General features: G+C 62.9%; 13 protein-coding genes. 6 read left to right on the top strand and 7 right to left on the bottom strand.

What is annotated here, in order from left to right:
* Positions 1 to 52: 52 nt before the first annotated feature.
* From ABIE28_RS15935 to ABIE28_RS15910, 6 genes are all read right to left on the bottom strand, one after another.
* The gene (locus tag ABIE28_RS15935) at positions 53 to 1,036 is read right to left on the bottom strand and encodes a sugar ABC transporter substrate-binding protein (RefSeq protein WP_354064612.1); all 984 of its coding nucleotides are present in this window, start codon (positions 1,034 to 1,036) and stop codon (positions 53 to 55) included.
* A gap of 104 nt (positions 1,037 to 1,140) precedes the next feature.
* Entirely contained in the window at positions 1,141 to 2,172 is a 1,032-nt protein-coding gene (locus ABIE28_RS15930) for an ABC transporter permease (RefSeq protein WP_354064610.1), read from the bottom strand.
* On the bottom strand, positions 2,169 to 3,710 hold the full coding sequence (locus ABIE28_RS15925; protein WP_354064608.1) for a sugar ABC transporter ATP-binding protein: 1,542 nt from the start codon (positions 3,708 to 3,710) through the stop codon (positions 2,169 to 2,171). The genes ABIE28_RS15930 and ABIE28_RS15925 overlap by 4 nt, the downstream gene beginning before the upstream one ends.
* Complete coding sequence (locus ABIE28_RS15920) at positions 3,707 to 5,311, bottom strand: GMC family oxidoreductase (protein WP_354064606.1); 1,605 nt, start codon at positions 5,309 to 5,311, stop codon at positions 3,707 to 3,709. Before ABIE28_RS15920 ends, ABIE28_RS15925 begins: the two co-directional genes overlap by 4 nt.
* A gap of 173 nt (positions 5,312 to 5,484) precedes the next feature.
* A complete protein-coding gene (locus tag ABIE28_RS15915; protein ID WP_354064604.1) occupies positions 5,485 to 7,098 on the bottom strand; it encodes a GMC family oxidoreductase in 1,614 nt (537 codons plus the stop codon).
* A gap of 18 nt (positions 7,099 to 7,116) precedes the next feature.
* Positions 7,117 to 8,607, bottom strand: a complete 1,491-nt coding sequence (locus ABIE28_RS15910; protein WP_354064602.1) for an aldehyde dehydrogenase family protein — start codon at positions 8,605 to 8,607, stop codon at positions 7,117 to 7,119.
* 161 nt (positions 8,608 to 8,768) lie between these two features.
* Between ABIE28_RS15910 and ABIE28_RS15905 the strand changes: the two genes are divergently transcribed.
* From ABIE28_RS15905 to ABIE28_RS15880, 6 genes are all read left to right on the top strand, one after another.
* Entirely contained in the window at positions 8,769 to 9,683 is a 915-nt protein-coding gene (locus ABIE28_RS15905) for a LysR family transcriptional regulator (protein ID WP_354064600.1), read from the top strand.
* 115 nt (positions 9,684 to 9,798) lie between these two features.
* Complete coding sequence (locus ABIE28_RS15900) at positions 9,799 to 10,977, top strand: thiolase family protein (protein ID WP_354064599.1); 1,179 nt, start codon at positions 9,799 to 9,801, stop codon at positions 10,975 to 10,977.
* Positions 10,977 to 12,221, top strand: coding sequence for an SDR family oxidoreductase (locus ABIE28_RS15895; protein WP_354064598.1), 1,245 nt, complete (start codon positions 10,977 to 10,979; stop codon positions 12,219 to 12,221). The genes ABIE28_RS15900 and ABIE28_RS15895 overlap by 1 nt, the downstream gene beginning before the upstream one ends.
* A gap of 2 nt (positions 12,222 to 12,223) precedes the next feature.
* A complete protein-coding gene (locus ABIE28_RS15890) occupies positions 12,224 to 13,015 on the top strand; it encodes a cyclase family protein (protein WP_354064597.1) in 792 nt (263 codons plus the stop codon).
* Positions 13,012 to 14,685: an AMP-binding protein gene (locus ABIE28_RS15885; RefSeq protein WP_354064596.1), complete on the top strand. Its 1,674-nt coding sequence runs from the start codon at positions 13,012 to 13,014 to the stop codon at positions 14,683 to 14,685. Before ABIE28_RS15890 ends, ABIE28_RS15885 begins: the two co-directional genes overlap by 4 nt.
* Before the next feature lie 71 nt (positions 14,686 to 14,756).
* Positions 14,757 to 16,370, top strand: coding sequence for an AMP-binding protein (locus ABIE28_RS15880; protein ID WP_354064594.1), 1,614 nt, complete (start codon positions 14,757 to 14,759; stop codon positions 16,368 to 16,370).
* Between the two features lie 15 nt (positions 16,371 to 16,385).
* On the opposite strand, the gene ABIE28_RS15875 is transcribed toward ABIE28_RS15880, so the two are convergent.
* The gene (locus ABIE28_RS15875; RefSeq protein ID WP_354064592.1) at positions 16,386 to 17,165 is read right to left on the bottom strand and encodes an SDR family oxidoreductase; all 780 of its coding nucleotides are present in this window, start codon (positions 17,163 to 17,165) and stop codon (positions 16,386 to 16,388) included.
* Positions 17,166 to 17,192: the final 27 nt, after the last annotated feature.

Below are 17,192 nucleotides of genomic sequence, written 5' to 3'. Positions count from 1 at the left end.
TGTCTCCGGTCAAGGGTTGGCCCGGCGGGGGAAGCCGCCGGGCCGTCGAAAATCACTGCGCGAGGGGGATGTTTTCGAGGTCGTATGGGCGCTGGAGATCAGGCACCCAGGTGTCGATATTGTCGGCGGTAAAGAGGGTCGACTTGACGGTCAGCTGAACCTGCGGCGCATCGGGTGTTTCGATGGCTGCCTGAATGGCCTTGGCGACGGCGATGCCGGTGGCAAAGCTGTCTGGGTCCCAGGTGCCGGTCAGGCGACCATCACGCACGGCTTCGATGGCGTCGGGATCGGCGTTGACGCCAAACACCATCACGCCTTCAGGACCATTGGCGCCATAGACCTTGCCGCCCGATGCATTGATGGCAGCCGAGAAGCCAAGCGCGCTCTGGTCGTTATAGGCCCAGACGGCCTGCACGTCGGGGAAGCGCAGCAGCTCGTCCGATGCCAGGGTCGACGCGTTGGCGGCGGAGTCGCGGGTGTTGTCGATCTGGTCGATCACGTCGAGGCCGGCGGCCTTCGCGGCGGCGGTGAAGCACGCAACGTTGCTCATGATCGATGGCACTGGAGGACCACCCATGACGATAACCTTGGCGCCGGGCGCGCGCTCATTGATCCACGCGGCCTGCTGCTCGTATGGGCCGCCGGGCTCGCAGGTGTTGACTTCCCACCACACGGTATTGGTCACGCCTTCACCGGTCGAATTGACGCCGATTACGGGAACGTTCTGAGCATTGGCGCGGGCATAGGCGCCGGCCACGGCATTTGGATCGAGCGACCAGGACGCGATGGCACGCACGCCCAGCGTCAGCAGGGTGTCGACATGGGACACCTGACGGTCAGCCGACAGGTTGGCGTCGAGCAGGCGCCACTTCCAGCCCAGTGAATTGATGGCTTTTTCCATGCCGGCGCTGATGAACTGCTGGCCGGGCTGCGCCGCGATCGGGGAGATATAGCCCACGGTAATGTCCTGGGCGGAGGCGATGCTGGTAAGCCCGGTCGTCAGCAATGCTGCGACGACGATGCTATTGATCTTCATAGTTCTCGTTCCCTTGTTGGTCGGTTTTTGAGGCACGTCTCATGCGTCCTCCCGGCCGTGGGCCACCCCTCAGCGGCGCCACGGCAGGAAATGGGATGCAGATTTCAACTGACGCTGACTTGGCGGCGCCGTTTCAGCAACTGGCGCATGCCGCCCAGCCAGACGGCAAAGATCAGGATGCCGCCGCTGACCATGCCCTGCCAGAAGGAGGACACGCCGCTCAGCGTCAGGCCGTTCTGGATGACGCCGAGGAACAGCACGCCGATCATGGTGCCGAACACGCCACCCTCGCCGCCGGTAAAGGCAGTGCCGCCGATCAAAACGGCTGCCAGTACGGTCATCAGCAGGGTGGGGTCGATTTCGGCGGAGGCGGAGGTGAGGCGGCCAACCTGCACCACGCTGCCAATGCCCGACATCAGGCCGGCGATGACAAAGACGAACATCAGCACCAGCTTCACATTGATGCCGTTGAGGCGTGCAGCTTCCATATTGGCGCCGATGGCATAGAGCGAGCGGCCGAATGTTGTGTAGCGCAGGATGCCGCCGGCAATGATCAGCAGCGCCAGATCAAAGATCAGGATGGACGGCACCGGGCCGATATTGCCGTTAACGAAGCCATTGATCGGAGCAAAGCCGGGCGTCGAGAACACGCTGATGCTGCTGCCGTCATTGACGATCAGCGCAAAGCTTTGAAACATCGAAAGCGCGCCCAGCGTCACCACGAAGAACGATATCTTGAAGTAGCTGATCAGCGTGCCATTGAGTGCGCCGAGAAAGGCGCCGAACAGCACGGCTGCCGCGACGGCAATGCCCGTTGCAGCGCCTGCCGACAGCAGCAGGCCAAAGATCATCGTGCTGGCGGCCGTCGCGCTGGCCACTGACAGGTCGATGCCGCCCGAGATGACGACAAAGGTCGCGCCCAGCGCCAGGATGAACACCACGCTGTTGGATTTGACGATGTTCATCAGGTTCGGCCAGGTCAAGAATACTGGCTGGGTGATGGTGAGAAACGCCACCACTAGCAGCAGGCTGACCAGCGCGCCGGTATAGCGATTTTGCAGGATGCGGGAGAGCAGCGAAGGTGGACGCGCATAGCGGTCATCGGCACCTGGCTTTGAAATGGCTGATGTCGTCATGCGGGAACTCCAGATTTGGCATTGAGGGCGGCTTGGTCATGGCGACCGGCGACGGCAACTTGGGCAATGGCTTCTTCGCTGGCGCTGGCGCGGTCGAACACCGCCTCCATCGTCCCTTCAAAGAACACCGCAATTCGGTCGGAGATTCCCAGCAGTTCGGGGAGCTCTGAGGAGATAACAATGACCGCTGCTCCCGCCTCGGCGGCGTCCTGCAGCATGCGGTAGATCTCGCTCTTGGCGCCCACATCGATGCCGCGCGTCGGCTCGCTCAGCACCAGCACATCCGGCTTGCGCACGAATGTCCGGCCCAGGATCACCTTCTGCTGGTTGCCCCCGGACAGGGTTGCAACGGTGACGGCGGATGAGCCGGTGGCGACACGATAGGTCTTGATTGCATCATCGACCTCACGTGCTTCGCGACCGGTATCGATAATGCCGCGACGCGACAGGCGGTCGATCCACGCCAGCGAAAAATTCTCAAGAATGCTGCGCACCATCAGCAGCGCCGATGCCTTGCGGTCGTCGGGGACAAAACCAATTCCGGCGGCGATGGCCTTGCGCGGATCGCCGAGGCGTACCGAACGGCCTGATATTTTCACCGCGCCGGCAGAAGCGATAGCGCCGCCGAGTGCCAGACCAAACTCGGCCTTGCCGGATCCAACCAGTCCCGCGACGCCCAATATCTCGCCGCGCTTGACGCTGAGCGAGGTGGGGCGCAGCAGGCCGAGTGGTGTGTTCAGCCCGTCGATCTCGAGCACGGTCTCCCCGTGGTCGAATATGCGCTTGCCGTAAAAATCCTGAATCTCGCGGCCCACCATCAGGCGGACCAGATCCTGTTCACTGGTCTGCGCCAGCGGCACGGTGGCAACATATTTGCCGTCGCGCAGCACGGTGGCAATCGAGGCGACACTGTAGATTTCGGGCATGCGGTGGGTGATCATCACCACGGCCATGCCGGCGTCGCGCTCCTTGCGCACCAGATCGAGCAATCGGTTCGTCGCGGCTTCCGAGAGCGAACTGGTCGCCTCATCAAGGATGAGCAGACGCGCATTGCACGATAGCGCCCGGGCGATTTCGATTTCCTGGCGCAGTTCGACGCTGAGATCAGCCACCTTGGTATCGGGTGACACATGCACGCCCAGCCGGTCGAGCGCCACCTGCGCGTCGCGGCGCAATTGCGGCCAGTCGACGATGCCGAGGCGCGTCTTGGGCAGGCGACCCAGATAGATGTTTTCGGCCACGGTCAGCGTCGGCGCCAAGGTCAGCTCCTGGCTGATCATGACGATGCCCATGGCAATCGCTGCGGCGGGGGAGGGAACTGTGGTGGGCTTGCCGTCGATGACGATCTCGCCTTCGTCGGGCTGGATCATGCCGGCAATGATGCGCGACAGCGTCGACTTGCCCGAGCCGTTTTCGCCGGTCAGCGCGTGCACTTCGCCAGCGCGCACCGTGAGGTCGACATTTTGCAGCGCCTTGACGCCGGGGAAGCGCTTGCTGATGCCGGTGAGCTTGATGATTTCGGTGCCTGCTACTGTCATGCGACCTGCTCCAGCATCATGGCGGCGGCTTTTTCGGCAATCATGATGGTTGCGGCATTGGTGTTACCCGAGACCAGCGTCGGCATGATGGAAGCATCCACCACGCGCAGGCCGGAGACGCCATGCACCTTGAGCTGCGGATTGACGACAGCGCGGGCATCGGTGCCCATCTTGCAGGTGCCCACCTGATGGGACACGCAGCCACCCTGCTCAACAAGATAGTTTTCGATCTCGGCATCGGTGGCGGTGGGGGAACCGGGCAGGTGCTCTTGGATGATGAAGTCGGCCATCGGCTTGCTGGCCGCCATGCGGCGCGCGAGCTTGAAGCCCTCCACGGCGATGCGGCGATCCCGCTCGTCCGAGAAGTAGTTGGGGAACAGCATGGGCGTGTCATGCGGATCGGCCGAACGCAGCGTGATCTCGCCACGGCTGGCAGGGCGCGTCGGGTAGATGAAATTGGCAAAGCCGGAGAACTTGAACAGCCCGTCCTCGTAATAGCCGCCACTAAAGGTCTGAAACAGGAACTGGAGATCAGGCGAAGCCGAGTCCGGCAGCATCTTGGCGAACAGTCCCGCCTGACCAGCCGGAACCGAAAGCGGACCACGCCGCAGCAGCATCCACTGCAGGCCAACCTGCAACTGGCGCAGCGGGTTCATCATCACGTCGTTCATCGTGATGGGGCGGTTGCACTTCCAGGTGATCTGGCCGCCATAATGGTCCTGCAGGTTCTGCCCGACGCCGGCAAGGTCGTGCTTGACCGCCACGCCGTGCGCGCGCAGATCGGCCTGCGCACCGATGCCGGACAGCATCAGCAGATGTGGCGACTTGATCGAGCCCGCAGCGATCACCACTTCGCGGTTCGCCTTGACCGACATGGTCTCGCCATGACGGCGGAACTGCACGCCATTGGCGCGCTGGCCCTCAAACAATACCTTTTCGGCCAGCGCCTCGGTGACGATGGTGAGGTTCGGCCGCGACTTGGCAGGGTTGAGGTAGGAGGTGGCGGCTGAGGCGCGGCGACCGTTCTTGACCGTTGCCTGCAAATAGCCGGCGCCTTCCTGCGACGCGCCATTGAAATCGTCATTGCGAGGAATGCCCTGCGCTTCGGCCGAGGCAATGAAGGCGTCGCAGAGCGGATGGCTTTGGCGCTGATTGGTGATGGTCAGCGGACCGCCGCGACCGTGGTAGTGATCGCCACCATTTTCCTGATCTTCGGCTTTACGGAAATAGGGCAGCACATCGTCATAGGACCAACCGTCATTGCCCAGCTGACGCCAATGCTCGAAGTCTTCGGCCTGACCGCGGATATAAATGAGACCATTGATCGAGGATGACCCGCCCAGCACCTTGCCACGCGGCCAATAGACCTTGCGGCCACCCAGAGCTGGATTGCCTTCGGTCTCGAATTTCCAGTTTACCGACGGATCGACGATGGTCTTGCCATAGCCGATGGGGATATGAATCCACACATTGGTGTCGCGACGGCCAGCCTCCAGCAGCAGCACCGAATGGCGACCGTTCTCGCTCAGCCGCGCGGCAAGCACGCAGCCTGCCGATCCCGCGCCGACGACGATATAGTCGAAACTGCTGCCATTGAGCACAATGCTTCTCCTTTAAAGGAACGGCGTCCCACCGCCATTCCCCCCTCCAAAATTCCGGCCGCTGTTCCCGCGGCGACCGATATGGCTGGCACTCCTCGCGCCAGTCACAAGATTAAAAGTTGGGCTATGCCCAAAATATCCCCACAGTGCAGCGGGGCCGTCTCATTCGGCACTCACAGGCTTCGGCCACGGATCATGTCGGCGGCCTTTTCGGCGATCATGATGGTGGGCGCATTGGTATTGCCCGAGATCAGCGTCGGCATGATCGAGGCGTCGATGACGCGCAGGCCGTCGATGCCGCGAACGCGCAACTGCTCGTCCACCACGGCCATATTGTCATTGCCCATCTTGCAGGTGCCGACCTGATGGGCGATCGACATGCCCGTCTCGCGTGCATAGGCCAGCAGCTCATCATCGGACTGAACCGAAGGACCCGGCGCATATTCGGCCACGATATGGGCACGGATAGCGGCCTGCTCGCCGACCTTGCGTGAGATCTTCATCCCATCAACGACCAGTCGCCGGTCGGTTTCGGACGACAAGTAATTGGGACGCATCACCGGTGCGTCCTTGGAACTGGCCGACCGCAGCGTCAGCGTGCCCCGACTTTCCGGGCGCACGGGGCAGACGAAGTTGGCAAAGCCCGAGAACTTGTGCAGCCCGGCGTCATATTCGTCATGACTAAAGGTCTGGAACAGGAACTGCAGATCAGGCGTCGACGCCTGTGGCCCCGACTTGACGAAGGCTCCGACCTGCGCCGCCGAAATGGTCAATGGGCCACGGCGGAACAGCAGATATTCGAGCCCAGCCTTCACCTGCCGGACCGGGCTGGTCATGATGTCATTGACCGTCAGCGGCAGCTTGCTCTCATAGGTAATGATCGCGCCGTAATGATCCTGCAGGTTCTCGCCCACGCCGGGCAGATCCTTGACCACGGCAATGCCGTGTTCCGCCAGATGCTCGGCCGGGCCAATGCCCGACAGCAGCAGCAATTGCGGCGAGGCCAGCGAACCGGCCGCCAGAATGACTTCGCGCTTGGCTTTGACGGTGATGCGCTTGCCGCCACGTTCAAACACCACGCCAACGGCGCGCTTGCCTTCAAACAGCAGCTTTTCAGCCGTGGCATGCGTTTCGACGCGCAGGTTGGGACGCTTCTTGGCCGGATTCAGATAGGCGACCGCAGCCGAGCAACGCCGCGCATTGCGCGTGGTCAGCTGATAATAGCCGATGCCTTCCTGGCTGGCGCCGTTGAAGTCATCGTTCTGAGGAATGCCGGCCGCGACACCGCTCTTGATAAAGCTGTCGCATAGTGGATTGCGTTCGACGAGATTGGAGACGCGCAGCGGACCCTTGTCGCCGTGAAATTCGCTGGCGCCGTTTTCCTGATTTTCGGCCTTGCGGAAATAGGGCAGCACATCGTCATAGGACCAGCCCACATTGCCCATCTGCCGCCACAGGTCATAGTCCTGCGCCTGGCCGCGAATATAGAGCAGGCCATTGATCGAGGATGAGCCGCCCAGCACCTTGCCGCGTGGCCAATACATCGAGCGGTCAGCAATGTCGGCGCCCTTCTCGGTTTCGTAGCGCCAGTTGAGCGAGGGATCGAGGATGGTCTTGCCATAGCCGATCGGCACGTGAATCCACGGGTTCCAGTCGCGCCCGCCGGCTTCCAGCAGGGTGACGGTCGTGTCGGAATCCTCCGACAGCCGGCCTGCCAGCGTGCAGCCTGCAGAGCCGGCGCCTACGATCACATAGTCCGTTTCGATAAGGTCGGTCGTGTTCGACATGTCTCTAAGGCCCCGGCGCTAGCTGTCGTCCGACAGGCGCATGCAAACCGCCTTGGTCTCGGTGAAAGCGTTGATCGCCTCCGTACCAAATTCACGCCCCAGCCCCGAGAGCTTGGAGCCGCCAAACGGTACGGCCAGATCGAGAATATTGTGGGTATTGAGCCAGACGGTGCCGGCATCGATCTCGTCGGCCAGCATGTGTGCGCGGTCGAGATTGCGCGTCCAGATGCTGGCGCCCAGCCCATAAGGCGTATCGTTGGCGATGGCCTTGATTTCCCCGAACGACTTGATCGGCATGGCGCAGACCACGGGTCCGAAGATCTCTTCGCGCAGGACTTCCATATCCGGGCGAATGCCGGTCAGAACGGTTGGCTCAAAGAACCACCCCTGCCGATCCGAACGCGCGCCACCAGCCAGTGGCGTCGCGCCGGCAGCAATGCCGCCTTCGACAAGGCTGGAAATGCGTTCGAGCTGGCGGGCCGAGACGATCGGACCGAGCTGGGTGTTCTGCTCGTGGCCGGGACCAAGGCGCAGACCCTTGGCGATCTCGGCAACACCGGCAACCACTTCATCATAGATGGCTTCTTCGACCAGCAAGCGCGAGCCGGCGGTGCAGACCTGACCGGAATTGCCGAAGATGGCATTGGCAGCACCGGGGATGGCGCGCGAAAGATCAGCATCGGCGAGGATGATGGTCGGCGACTTGCCACCCAGTTCCAGCGTCACGCGCTTCATGGTCTTGGCGGCGGAAGCCAAGATGCGCTGGCCGGTGGCGGTCGAGCCGGTAAAGGCAATCTTGCGCACGAGCGGATGTTCCACCAATGCCGCGCCCGCATCGTGGCCATAGCCCGTCACGATATTGACCGCGCCCTTGGGGAAGCCGACCTGTTCGATCAACTCAGCCAGACGCAGCGTGGTCAGCGAGGTTTCTTCCGATGGCTTGAGCACCACGGTGCAGCCAAAGGCGATGGCGGGCGCAATCTTTTGGATCGCCTGACCCAGCGGGAAATTCCATGGCGTAATGCCACCGACAACGCCAACCGGGCGGCGCTCGGTATAGGCGCGATAAACGCCGCCATCGTCAAAGAACGGCGATAGGGTGATGTACTCGCCAGCGGTCTTGGACGCCCAGCCCGCGAAATAGCGCAGCGCATCGATGGTGAAGGCCAGATCGACATAGCGCGAGGTGGCAAACGGCTTGCCGTTATCGAGCGTTTCGAGATGGGCCAGCTCGTCGGCATTTTCCTCGACCACCAGCGCCAGCTTTTCCAGCAAGCGGCCGCGATCGAGCGGACGCATGCGCTTCCAGGCCTTGCTTTCAAAGCAGCGATGGGCCGCTTCGACGGCGCGATTGACGTCCTCAACCGATGCTGCGGCGATCTCGGTGATCTGCGCTTCGGTCGCCGGATTGAAAACCGGAATGGTCTTGCCAGACGTCGCCTCGACCCACGAGCCGTCGATGAAAAGCCCGATACGAGGCAAGCGTGGAGCAGCGTCCATCTCAGTCATTTTTGGTTCCTCTACATTTTCCGGATCGTGGACCCACCGTTCCCGCGGCGAGTGTCACGATCGTGTCGGAAAATTCCTTTAGTGCTAAATCATCCTCATCGACGCCCGGACTTCCAATATAAAAGTGCGTTCGCTATGATGCCGAAAAGGCATTGAATTCGATGAATCTTCGTCAAATCCGGTATTTCATAGCGGTCGCTGAAACTGAGAATTTCCGCAAAGCGTCGCAGGAGCTGCGCATAGCGCAACCGGCGCTGAGTCGGCAGATGAAGGCGCTCGAAGATGAGCTCGGCGTCGAACTTTTTGAGCGGCTGCCGCGCGGCGTGCGGCTGTCCCATGCGGGGCAGGTGCTGCTGCATCGCTGTCGCTCGCTGCTGAGCGACCACGATTCCATCGTCCAGGAAGTGCAAGGCGTGGGACGTGGTCTGGCCGGGCAGTTGCGATTGGGCTTTATCGAGGTCGCGGCGCTCTCGGCCATCATGCCAAACTCGATGCGCATGTTCCGCGACGCCGTGCCGGGCGTGCAGCTCGAACTGCAATCCAAGGCCAGCCTCGACCAGATCGAGGAGATCCGTCATCGCCGGCTCGACGGTGGTTTTCTCTACAACCCGCCTGCCGCCGACCCCGAAGTGGTCTCGATGCTGCTCGAGCGCCACCCGGTCTATCTGGCGGTGCCGGACAGCTCCGAGTTGTCGCGACGCAAATCGGTGCGGCTGACGGAGCTGACCGAGGAACAGTTCATCTGGTTTCACCGTGCGGCGAGCCCGAAATACCACGATCAGTTGGCCGAGGCGATTGGCGAGGCCGGCGTGAGCTACACGGTGATCCACCAGTCCGAAAGCGAAGCGGTGATGCTGGCGCTGGTGCGCATGGGGCTGGGGATTGCCTTCGTCAACGCCATGCAGGCGCGGCGCCGGCCCGATGGCGTGACGCTGATACCGGTCGATGACCTGTCGGTGATGATCGACCTGCACTTCGCCTGGCGGGTCGATGAAATCTCGCCAACGCTACGCCGTTTCATCTCGGTGCTCAGCCAGTTGGCAAATCCGGATACGGACGCGACCACGCGCAGTTAGTCCCTGCCATCAACCGGCACTATCCCCAGAACGCGCCACCAGCGCTGCGCTCCTGAGATAGTGCCGGGCCCGACCGCTGCTCTAGTCTTGTGCCATGATTGGCCGGAGTGACTGGATGCAAACGAGTAGGAAAAGGCGCGCATATGACGACATCTATGCCGTCGCGCCTGTCAGTTTGCCCTATCAGCGTTACTCCACCAAGGCGACGCAATGGTGGATCGGCGGCACGCTGCGCGAGCTGTCCCGCGCGTCGGGAATTTCGCACAAGCAGTTCGATGGACTGAGCCTCGCCAGTTTTACGCTGGCGCCCGATCCGGCTGTCGCCATGACGCAGCATTTCGGCATGACGACGCGCTGGATCGATAGCCTCGCGCTCGGTGGCGCCTCGGGCGTTGCGGGTATTCGCCGTGCGGCGCGTGCGATCGAGGCGGGTGATGTCGATATCGTCGCCTGCATTGGTGCCGATACCAATTACACCGACACATTCCGGCAATTGCTCGCCGGTTTTTCGCGCTTCTCGCAGGACGCGGTTTATCCTCATGGCGCCGGTGGCGCCAATGCCAGCTTTGCCCACCTGACCGCGCATTACATGGCCAAATACGGCGTCGAGCGCGAAAGCTTTGGACGCATCTGCGTGTCGCAGCGTGACAACGCGCTCAAGAACCCGCGTGCCGTGATGAAGAAGCCGCTGACTCTCGAAGCCTATCTTGCCGCGCGGCCCATCGCCGAGCCGATTGGGCTGTTTGACTGCGTGATGCCGGTCGCTGGGGCCGAGGGCTTTTTGTTGATGCGCGGCGAGACGATGCGGGCTCATGGGCTGACCGGCGCACGGCTACTGTCGAGCATCGAGCGGCACAATGCCTTCCCCGAAGATCCGGTGCAGTATCGCGGTGGCTGGGCGCTCGATGTCGATGAGCTCTACGGCATGGCGGGCGTAGAACCCGGCGATATCGACGTGCTGCAGACCTATGACGACTATCCCGTCATCGTCATGATGCAGTTTGAAGACCTCGGCTTTTGCGCCAAGGGCGAAGGCGCAGCTTTCGTCGCCAAACACGACCTGACCATTGGCGGCAGCTTTCCGCACAATACCACTGGCGGCCAGCTTTCTGCCGGGCAGGCGGGCGCGGCCGGCGGGCATTTGGGCATTGTCGAAACCATACGTCAGGTCACCGGCACGGCCGGGCCGACGCAGGTCGAAAATGCCAAGCTCGGCATGGCGTCCGGCTTTGGCATGATCAACTACGACCGCGGACTGGCCTCTGGCGCCGTGATCTTTGCGGGAGACAGATGATGGCCGAGATGCGCCCCCGTCCTCCTCGCAAGAACCCGCTACTGCGCACGGCGCAACCGCTGGCGCTGCCCAGCCAGCGCAGCCGCGCCACCTATGGTTTGACCCGCGCTGCGGCGCAGGGTGAGTTCGCGCTGCACCAATGCGCGGAGTGCGGCCAGTACACCTATCCGCCACGCGATGGCTGCCCCAATTGCCTCTCGGACAAGCTGACGGTTAGTGCCGCGCCGAGCGGTGGCAAAGTGCTGTCGCTCACCACCATCCACATTACGGGCGAACCGCATTTCCGGCGGATGCCGCCGGTGCATCAGGCGCTGGTCACCCTTGATTGCGGTCCGACGGTGATCGCCATGGCGCGCCCCGACTGCGCCGCCGAACAGCGCGTTCAGCTCAGTCTCCAACTCGATAAGGCAGGTCAGCCCGTGGTTTATGCCCGACCCGAAGGGGGGAGCCCCGATAGCCAATCCGATCCACATTGGCGCGATCTGGTTGCCGACCCGGTGAACCGCCGCGTCCTGATCACCGATGGGCGCAACCCTGTCGCCCTGCCACTGGCCAAGGCCTTTCTGTCAGCGGGCGCCGCCAAGGTGATCATCGGTATTTCCGAGCAGTGGAAGCCACTGGCCGAGCGCGCGGCGTTCGAGGCGCTGGACGGCGTCAGCCTGGTCGCGCTCGATCTGGCCGACGACCAATCCGTCAGCAACGCCGCCGCCGATTTTGCGGCCAAGACCGACATTCTGGTCCACACCGCGATGCATCTACGTCCGGGCAATCTCTTTGCCGGTTCGGAACTGCTCAAGGCCCGTGACGCCATGGAAGTCTCCTATTTCGGCGCCCTGCGGCTGGCCCGCTATTTCGGCCCGGTGATGAAATCACGCGGGGCCGATGGCGAAAATAGCGCCGCCGCATGGGTCAATCTCATGTCGATCCACGCCCATCTGAGCTGGCCCGGTTTTGCCGCCTATTCGGCGACGCAAGCGGCCAGCCTTTCCTTCTCGCAGGCGTTGCGCGGGGAAATGCGCAGTGGCGGAATCCGCGTGGTCGACGTGTTCACAGGGCCGATGGAAATCGACTGGATGGAGCATCTGCCACCACCAAAAGTGCCGCCCGCATCGGTTGCTGCCGAGATCGTCGCCGCGCTCAAGGCCGGTCAGGAAGAGCGCTGGGTTGGCGATGTTGCCAAGGATTTCCGTGACCGTTTCCAGGCCAATGCCAAGGAAATCGAGCGGGACTTGTGGGGCCAATAAGCATGAGCCAGAACACTTCACTTCTTGCCGATTTTGCCGGCGCATTGCTCGACGGCCGTCTGCGCGTCATCGACCTGACCCAGACGCTGGAGCCTGCGGGCCCAACCATCGTCATGCCGCCCGAGCTGGGTCAGTCCTGGCCTGTGCGCATCGAGCCCATCTCGCGCTACGACGATGCCGGCCCGGCCTGGTACTGGAATAATCTGAGCTTCGGCGAGCATACCGGCACTCATATCGACGCGCCGATCCATTGGATCACTGGCCGCCACCTGCCCAACAACAGCGTCGACACAATGCCGACCGCGACGATGATCGCCCCGGCCTGCGTCATCGACTGTTCGGCGCAAAGCGCGGCCGATGCCGATTTTCTGCTGACGGTCGAGCATGTGCTGGAATGGGAAAGCGTCTATGGTCGCATTCCCGCGCAATCCTGGGTGCTGCTGCGCACCGACTGGTCGCGCCGGAGCGGCGCAGCCTACGCCAATCTCGATGATACCGGCGCACACACGCCCGGCCCCGATGTGGCGGTGATGAAGTTCCTCGTCGAGGAGCGCGACATTCTGGGCTTTGGCACCGAAACCATCGGCTCCGATGCAGGGCAGGGCGGGCATTTCGAACCGCCTTATCCGGCCCATCACTTCCTGCACGGCGCCGGCAAATATGGCCTGCAATGCCTGACCGGCCTCGATCAATTGCCGCCCACCGGCGCGCTGATTGTCGCCGCGCCACTCAAGCTGCGCGACGGCTCGGGCAGCCCGCTGCGCGTGCTCGCTCTGGTGGAGAACCGTCCATGAAACACGCTGTGATGGATGCTGACCTGACGCCGCTCGGCGCTCACTATCTCGGGCTTGGCAGTGTGTTCGGCCTGCTGGAAGCGCAGGTTGAACAATACGGCGACAATGACCTGCTGGTACTGCCCGCAAAGGTTCAGGCGCTGTGGGATGACCACACGCCCAGCCGGACCTATCGTGCCGTCTACAACGAGGCCGTGAGGCTTTCCGACCTCTATGGCGCGGCCGGTTTTGGTCCGGGGCACCGGGTGGCGCTGTCGCTCGAAAACCGCCCGCTGCACTTCACCCACTGGCTGGCGCTGAACCGACTTGGCGTCAGCGTCGTGCCGGTCAATCCCGACTACAAGGACGAAGAGGTCGAGTATCTGCTGTCCCATAGCGGTGCCTCGCTGCTGGTGCGTCTCGACAGTCACGCCGCGCGTCTCGACGCGGTGGCGGGTCGTCTCGAAGTCCCAGCAATCGGGCCCGATGCTGCCGTCCCGCAGGTCCGCTCGATCTACAGCGACGATGCACCCTCGCTCGAACGCGAAGCGGCGCTGATTTACACCTCGGGCACCACCGGCCGCCCCAAAGGCTGCATGTTGTCCAACCGGTTCTTCCTCAACTGGGCCTGGTGGTATAGCGCCCAGGGCGGCGCCATCAGCCTGCGTTCGGGGCAGGAGCGGCTGATGAACCCGCTCCCCGCATTTCACGTCAATGCCATGGGCCATTCCTTCATGGGCATGCTCGGCAGCGGCGGCGCGCAGATCATCGTCGACCGTTTCCATCCGCGCGACTGGTGGGCCACGGTGCGCGAAACACGCGCCACCGCATTCCATTACCTCGGCGTCATTCCCGCCATTCTGCTGCAATTGCCCAACAACGACGAGGACCGTCAGCATCAGGTGCGATTCGCCCTCGGCGGCGGCGTGCATCCCGAACATCACGGCGTGTTTGAAAGCCGCTTTGGCGTGCCGCTGCTTGAAGGCTGGGCCATGACCGAAACCGGTGGCGCCGGCACGCTCTGCGCCATCGACGAACCACGCGCCATCGGCAGCCGCTGCATCGGCAATCCCGCCCGCCAAGGGCCCGGGCTCGACATCCGCCTTGTCGATGAAAACGGCAATGACGTTGCCGCTGGCGAACCCGGCGAAGTGCTGATGCGCGCCACCGGTAGCGATCCACGGCGTGGTTTCTTCTCCGGCTATCTGCACGATCCCGAAGCGACCGAAGCTGCCTGGGCCGGTGGTTGGCTGCATACCGGCGACGTGATGCGGCAGGACGAAAACGGCGCGCTCTATTTCGTCGATCGACGCAAGAACATCATTCGCCGTTCGGGCGAAAACATCTCGGCCGCCGAAGTGGAAGCGGTGATCGCCGCGACTGCCGGCGTGCGGCAGGTGGCGGTTTTGGCAACGCTCGACAAGCTGCGCGGCGAAGAGGTTTTCGCCGTGGTGGTTGCCGAGGAAGTCGACCGCATGGCGCTGGCCGAGGCGATCTTTGCCGCCTGCGCCGAACGGCTGGCCTACTACAAGGTACCGGCTTTGATGATCTTTGCCGAGGCGTTGCCCACCACATCGACCCAGAAGGTGCAGCGCGAAAAGCTGCGCGGTCTGGCCGAGGACCCGCTGTCGCGCCCCGATTGCATCGACTGGCGCGCCCGCAAGCAGGAATTACGCGCCGCAGGTCACTAGGGCGCGCCGCTGCCGAAGTGGCGCTGCTCCTTGATATTTCAAGATTAAATTACCGAGCACAGTCTTCGACCATGAGCACTCCCTACCAACTGTTTCAGGCTGCCGCGCAAGATCGTCCGGATCAAACCTTCCTGCTGTTTCCCGAAGCTGCCAAGCTCGACTACGCCGTGGGCGGTCTGGCTATCACCTATGGGCAGATGGCCGATCAGGTCGCCGCGCAGCGCGAAAAGTACCGCGCGGCAGGGTTCGGCGTCGGTCATGTCATGGCGCTCTCGCTCGATAATCGTCCGGAATTCTTCGTCCACTTCTTCGCCCTCAATGCCTTGGGCGTCGCCATGCTGCCGCTCAATCCCGACCTGCGGGCCGATGAGCTGAGCTTCCAGTTCTCGATTGCCGAGCCCGACGCGGCTCTGGTGCTTGAGCGTTATGCAGCTGTCGTCGGCGAGGCCGGCTTGGCGCCCGAGCGGATTTTCGGGCCTGATGATGTCGTGCCAAACGCGACTGCGCCCGCCACGCTCTTTGAAGGCACCGATGCCGATCCGTGTGCCCTGCTGTTCACCTCCGGCACGACCGGCAAGCCGAAATGCTGCGTGCTCTCCAACTTCTACTTTGCCGAACTGGCGCGCTGGTATGTCGAAGACGGCTGCCCCGACATGGAACCGGGCAAGGAAACCATCCTGACCCCGCTTCCCATGTTCCACATGAACGCGCTGGGCTGTTCTGCGCTGGGCGCCGTCATCCTGCGCAGCACATTGGTGCCGCTCGACCGGTTCAGCGCCTCGCGCTGGTGGGCCTCGGTGGCGCAGTCGCGCGCGACGGTGGTGCACTATCTAGGCGTCATGCCCGCCATCCTGCTCAAGCTAGCGCCCTCTGAAAATGATCGCGGCCACAATGTCCGCTTCGCCTTTGGTGCCGGCGTCGATCCAATGCATCAGCAGGCCTTTGAGGAGCGCTTCGCCATTCCGCTGGTCGAGGCCTGGGCCATGACCGAAACCGGCGGCGGCGCGACGACCTCGACCGCTGGTGGCGAGCGCCACATCGCGCAACGCTGCATCGGCTATCCCCATCCCGCCATGGAGTTCCGCATTGTCGCCGATGACGGCGCCGACGCGGTGGCGGGCGAGCCCGGCGAGCTGCTGGTCCGCGCCAAGGGCGAAGACCATCGGCGCGGGTTCTTTACCGAATATCTCAAGGACGCCAAATCGACCGACGAAGCTTGGGCCGGTGGCTGGTTCCACACGGGCGACGTGGTGCGCAGCGGGCCGGATGGAGCGTTCTTCTTCGTTGATCGCAAGAAGAACATCGTCCGGCGTTCCGGCGAAAACATCGCCGTGGTCGAAGTCGAAGGCGTGCTGCAAAATCTCGCTCAGGTCGCCGCCGTCGCAGTTGCGCCCGTGCCCGACGACATTCGCGGCGAGGAAGTCATGGCCATGGTCGTGCTCGCCGAAGGCAATGGCGCCGGCGCCCAGATCGCGCAGGACATCGCGCTCGCCTCATCCGACCGGCTCGCCTATCACAAGGTGCCCGGCTACATCGCCTTCGTTACCAAACTGCCGGTCACTGCCACGCAGAAACTGCAGCGCGGCGAGATCAAGGCGCTGGCCAAGAGCCTCTTGGCCGATGTCGGCACCATCGACCTGCGCGACTACAAGGGCCAACTCCGCAAACTCACCGCGAAGGTCTGAGCCGGTCCTGACCGATTATCGCAGTAGCGACTGTCCGCCGTCGACATAGATCGGCACGCCCGTGACATGGCGTGACGTGTCCGATGCCAGAAAGGCGATGACGTCGGCGACGTCCGCGCTTTTGCCGGGGTGCCCGTGGGTGATCGGGATGTCACCCTTGGGCCATTTGACCGGGATCTCGACGGATTTAACGTGGCGCTTGTCGGTGTTGTCGTCGATTTCGGTGTCGATGGCGCCAGGGCAGACCGCGTTGACGCGGATATTGTATTTGCCCAGCTCCAGCGAGAGTTGCTGGGTCATGGCAACCTGAGCGGCCTTGGTGGCCGAATAGGCGGTGGCGCCGGCCGAGGTGAAGGTGCGGTTGCCGTTGATCGACGATACGATGATGATCGAGCCGCCCGCCTTGCGCAGATGCGGCACGGCAAAATGCAGCGTCAGATACGTGCCGCGCAAATTGACCGTCATGGTCTGGTCCCACTCATTGGGCGTCAACTCATCGATCGGCGCCCAGACGCCATTGATCCCGGCATTGGCCACCACGACGTCGAGCCTTTTATAGGCGTCGATGGTGGTTTTAAACACTTTGGCCATCGCGGCTTCGTCGGACACATCGGCGCTGATCGCCATCGCTGTCCCGCCATTGCCGATGATCTTGTCGCGTGCCTTTTCGACTTCGCTCAGCGTCCGGCTGATCACCACCACGCTTGCGCCACCCTCCGCCAGCCGGAGGGCTGCGGCCTTGCCGATGCCCGATCCGGCGCCTGTCACCAGCGCTACCTTGCCCGCAAATTCCATTGTGCTCTCCGATGCTGTCGGAGGCCC

The organism is Devosia sp. 2618 (genome assembly GCF_040546815.1).
Taxonomy (GTDB): domain Bacteria; phylum Pseudomonadota; class Alphaproteobacteria; order Rhizobiales; family Devosiaceae; genus Devosia.
This window is presented reverse-complemented; position numbering and strand designations above follow the sequence as displayed.

Coding starts and splice junctions, on each gene's coding strand:
- ABIE28_RS15930 (WP_354064610.1), bottom strand. CDS start 2,172: ATGACGACATCAGCCATTTCAAAGCCAGGTGCCGATGACCGCTATGCG.
- ABIE28_RS15880 (WP_354064594.1), top strand. CDS start 14,757: ATGAGCACTCCCTACCAACTGTTTCAGGCTGCCGCGCAAGATCGTCCG.
- ABIE28_RS15875 (WP_354064592.1), bottom strand. CDS start 17,165: ATGGAATTTGCGGGCAAGGTAGCGCTGGTGACAGGCGCCGGATCGGGC.
- ABIE28_RS15905 (WP_354064600.1), top strand. CDS start 8,769: ATGAATCTTCGTCAAATCCGGTATTTCATAGCGGTCGCTGAAACTGAG.
- ABIE28_RS15925 (WP_354064608.1), bottom strand. CDS start 3,710: ATGACAGTAGCAGGCACCGAAATCATCAAGCTCACCGGCATCAGCAAG.
- ABIE28_RS15935 (WP_354064612.1), bottom strand. CDS start 1,036: ATGAAGATCAATAGCATCGTCGTCGCAGCATTGCTGACGACCGGGCTT.
- ABIE28_RS15895 (WP_354064598.1), top strand. CDS start 10,977: ATGGCCGAGATGCGCCCCCGTCCTCCTCGCAAGAACCCGCTACTGCGC.
- ABIE28_RS15915 (WP_354064604.1), bottom strand. CDS start 7,098: ATGTCGAACACGACCGACCTTATCGAAACGGACTATGTGATCGTAGGC.
- ABIE28_RS15910 (WP_354064602.1), bottom strand. CDS start 8,607: ATGACTGAGATGGACGCTGCTCCACGCTTGCCTCGTATCGGGCTTTTC.
- ABIE28_RS15885 (WP_354064596.1), top strand. CDS start 13,012: ATGAAACACGCTGTGATGGATGCTGACCTGACGCCGCTCGGCGCTCAC.
- ABIE28_RS15900 (WP_354064599.1), top strand. CDS start 9,799: ATGCAAACGAGTAGGAAAAGGCGCGCATATGACGACATCTATGCCGTC.
- ABIE28_RS15890 (WP_354064597.1), top strand. CDS start 12,224: ATGAGCCAGAACACTTCACTTCTTGCCGATTTTGCCGGCGCATTGCTC.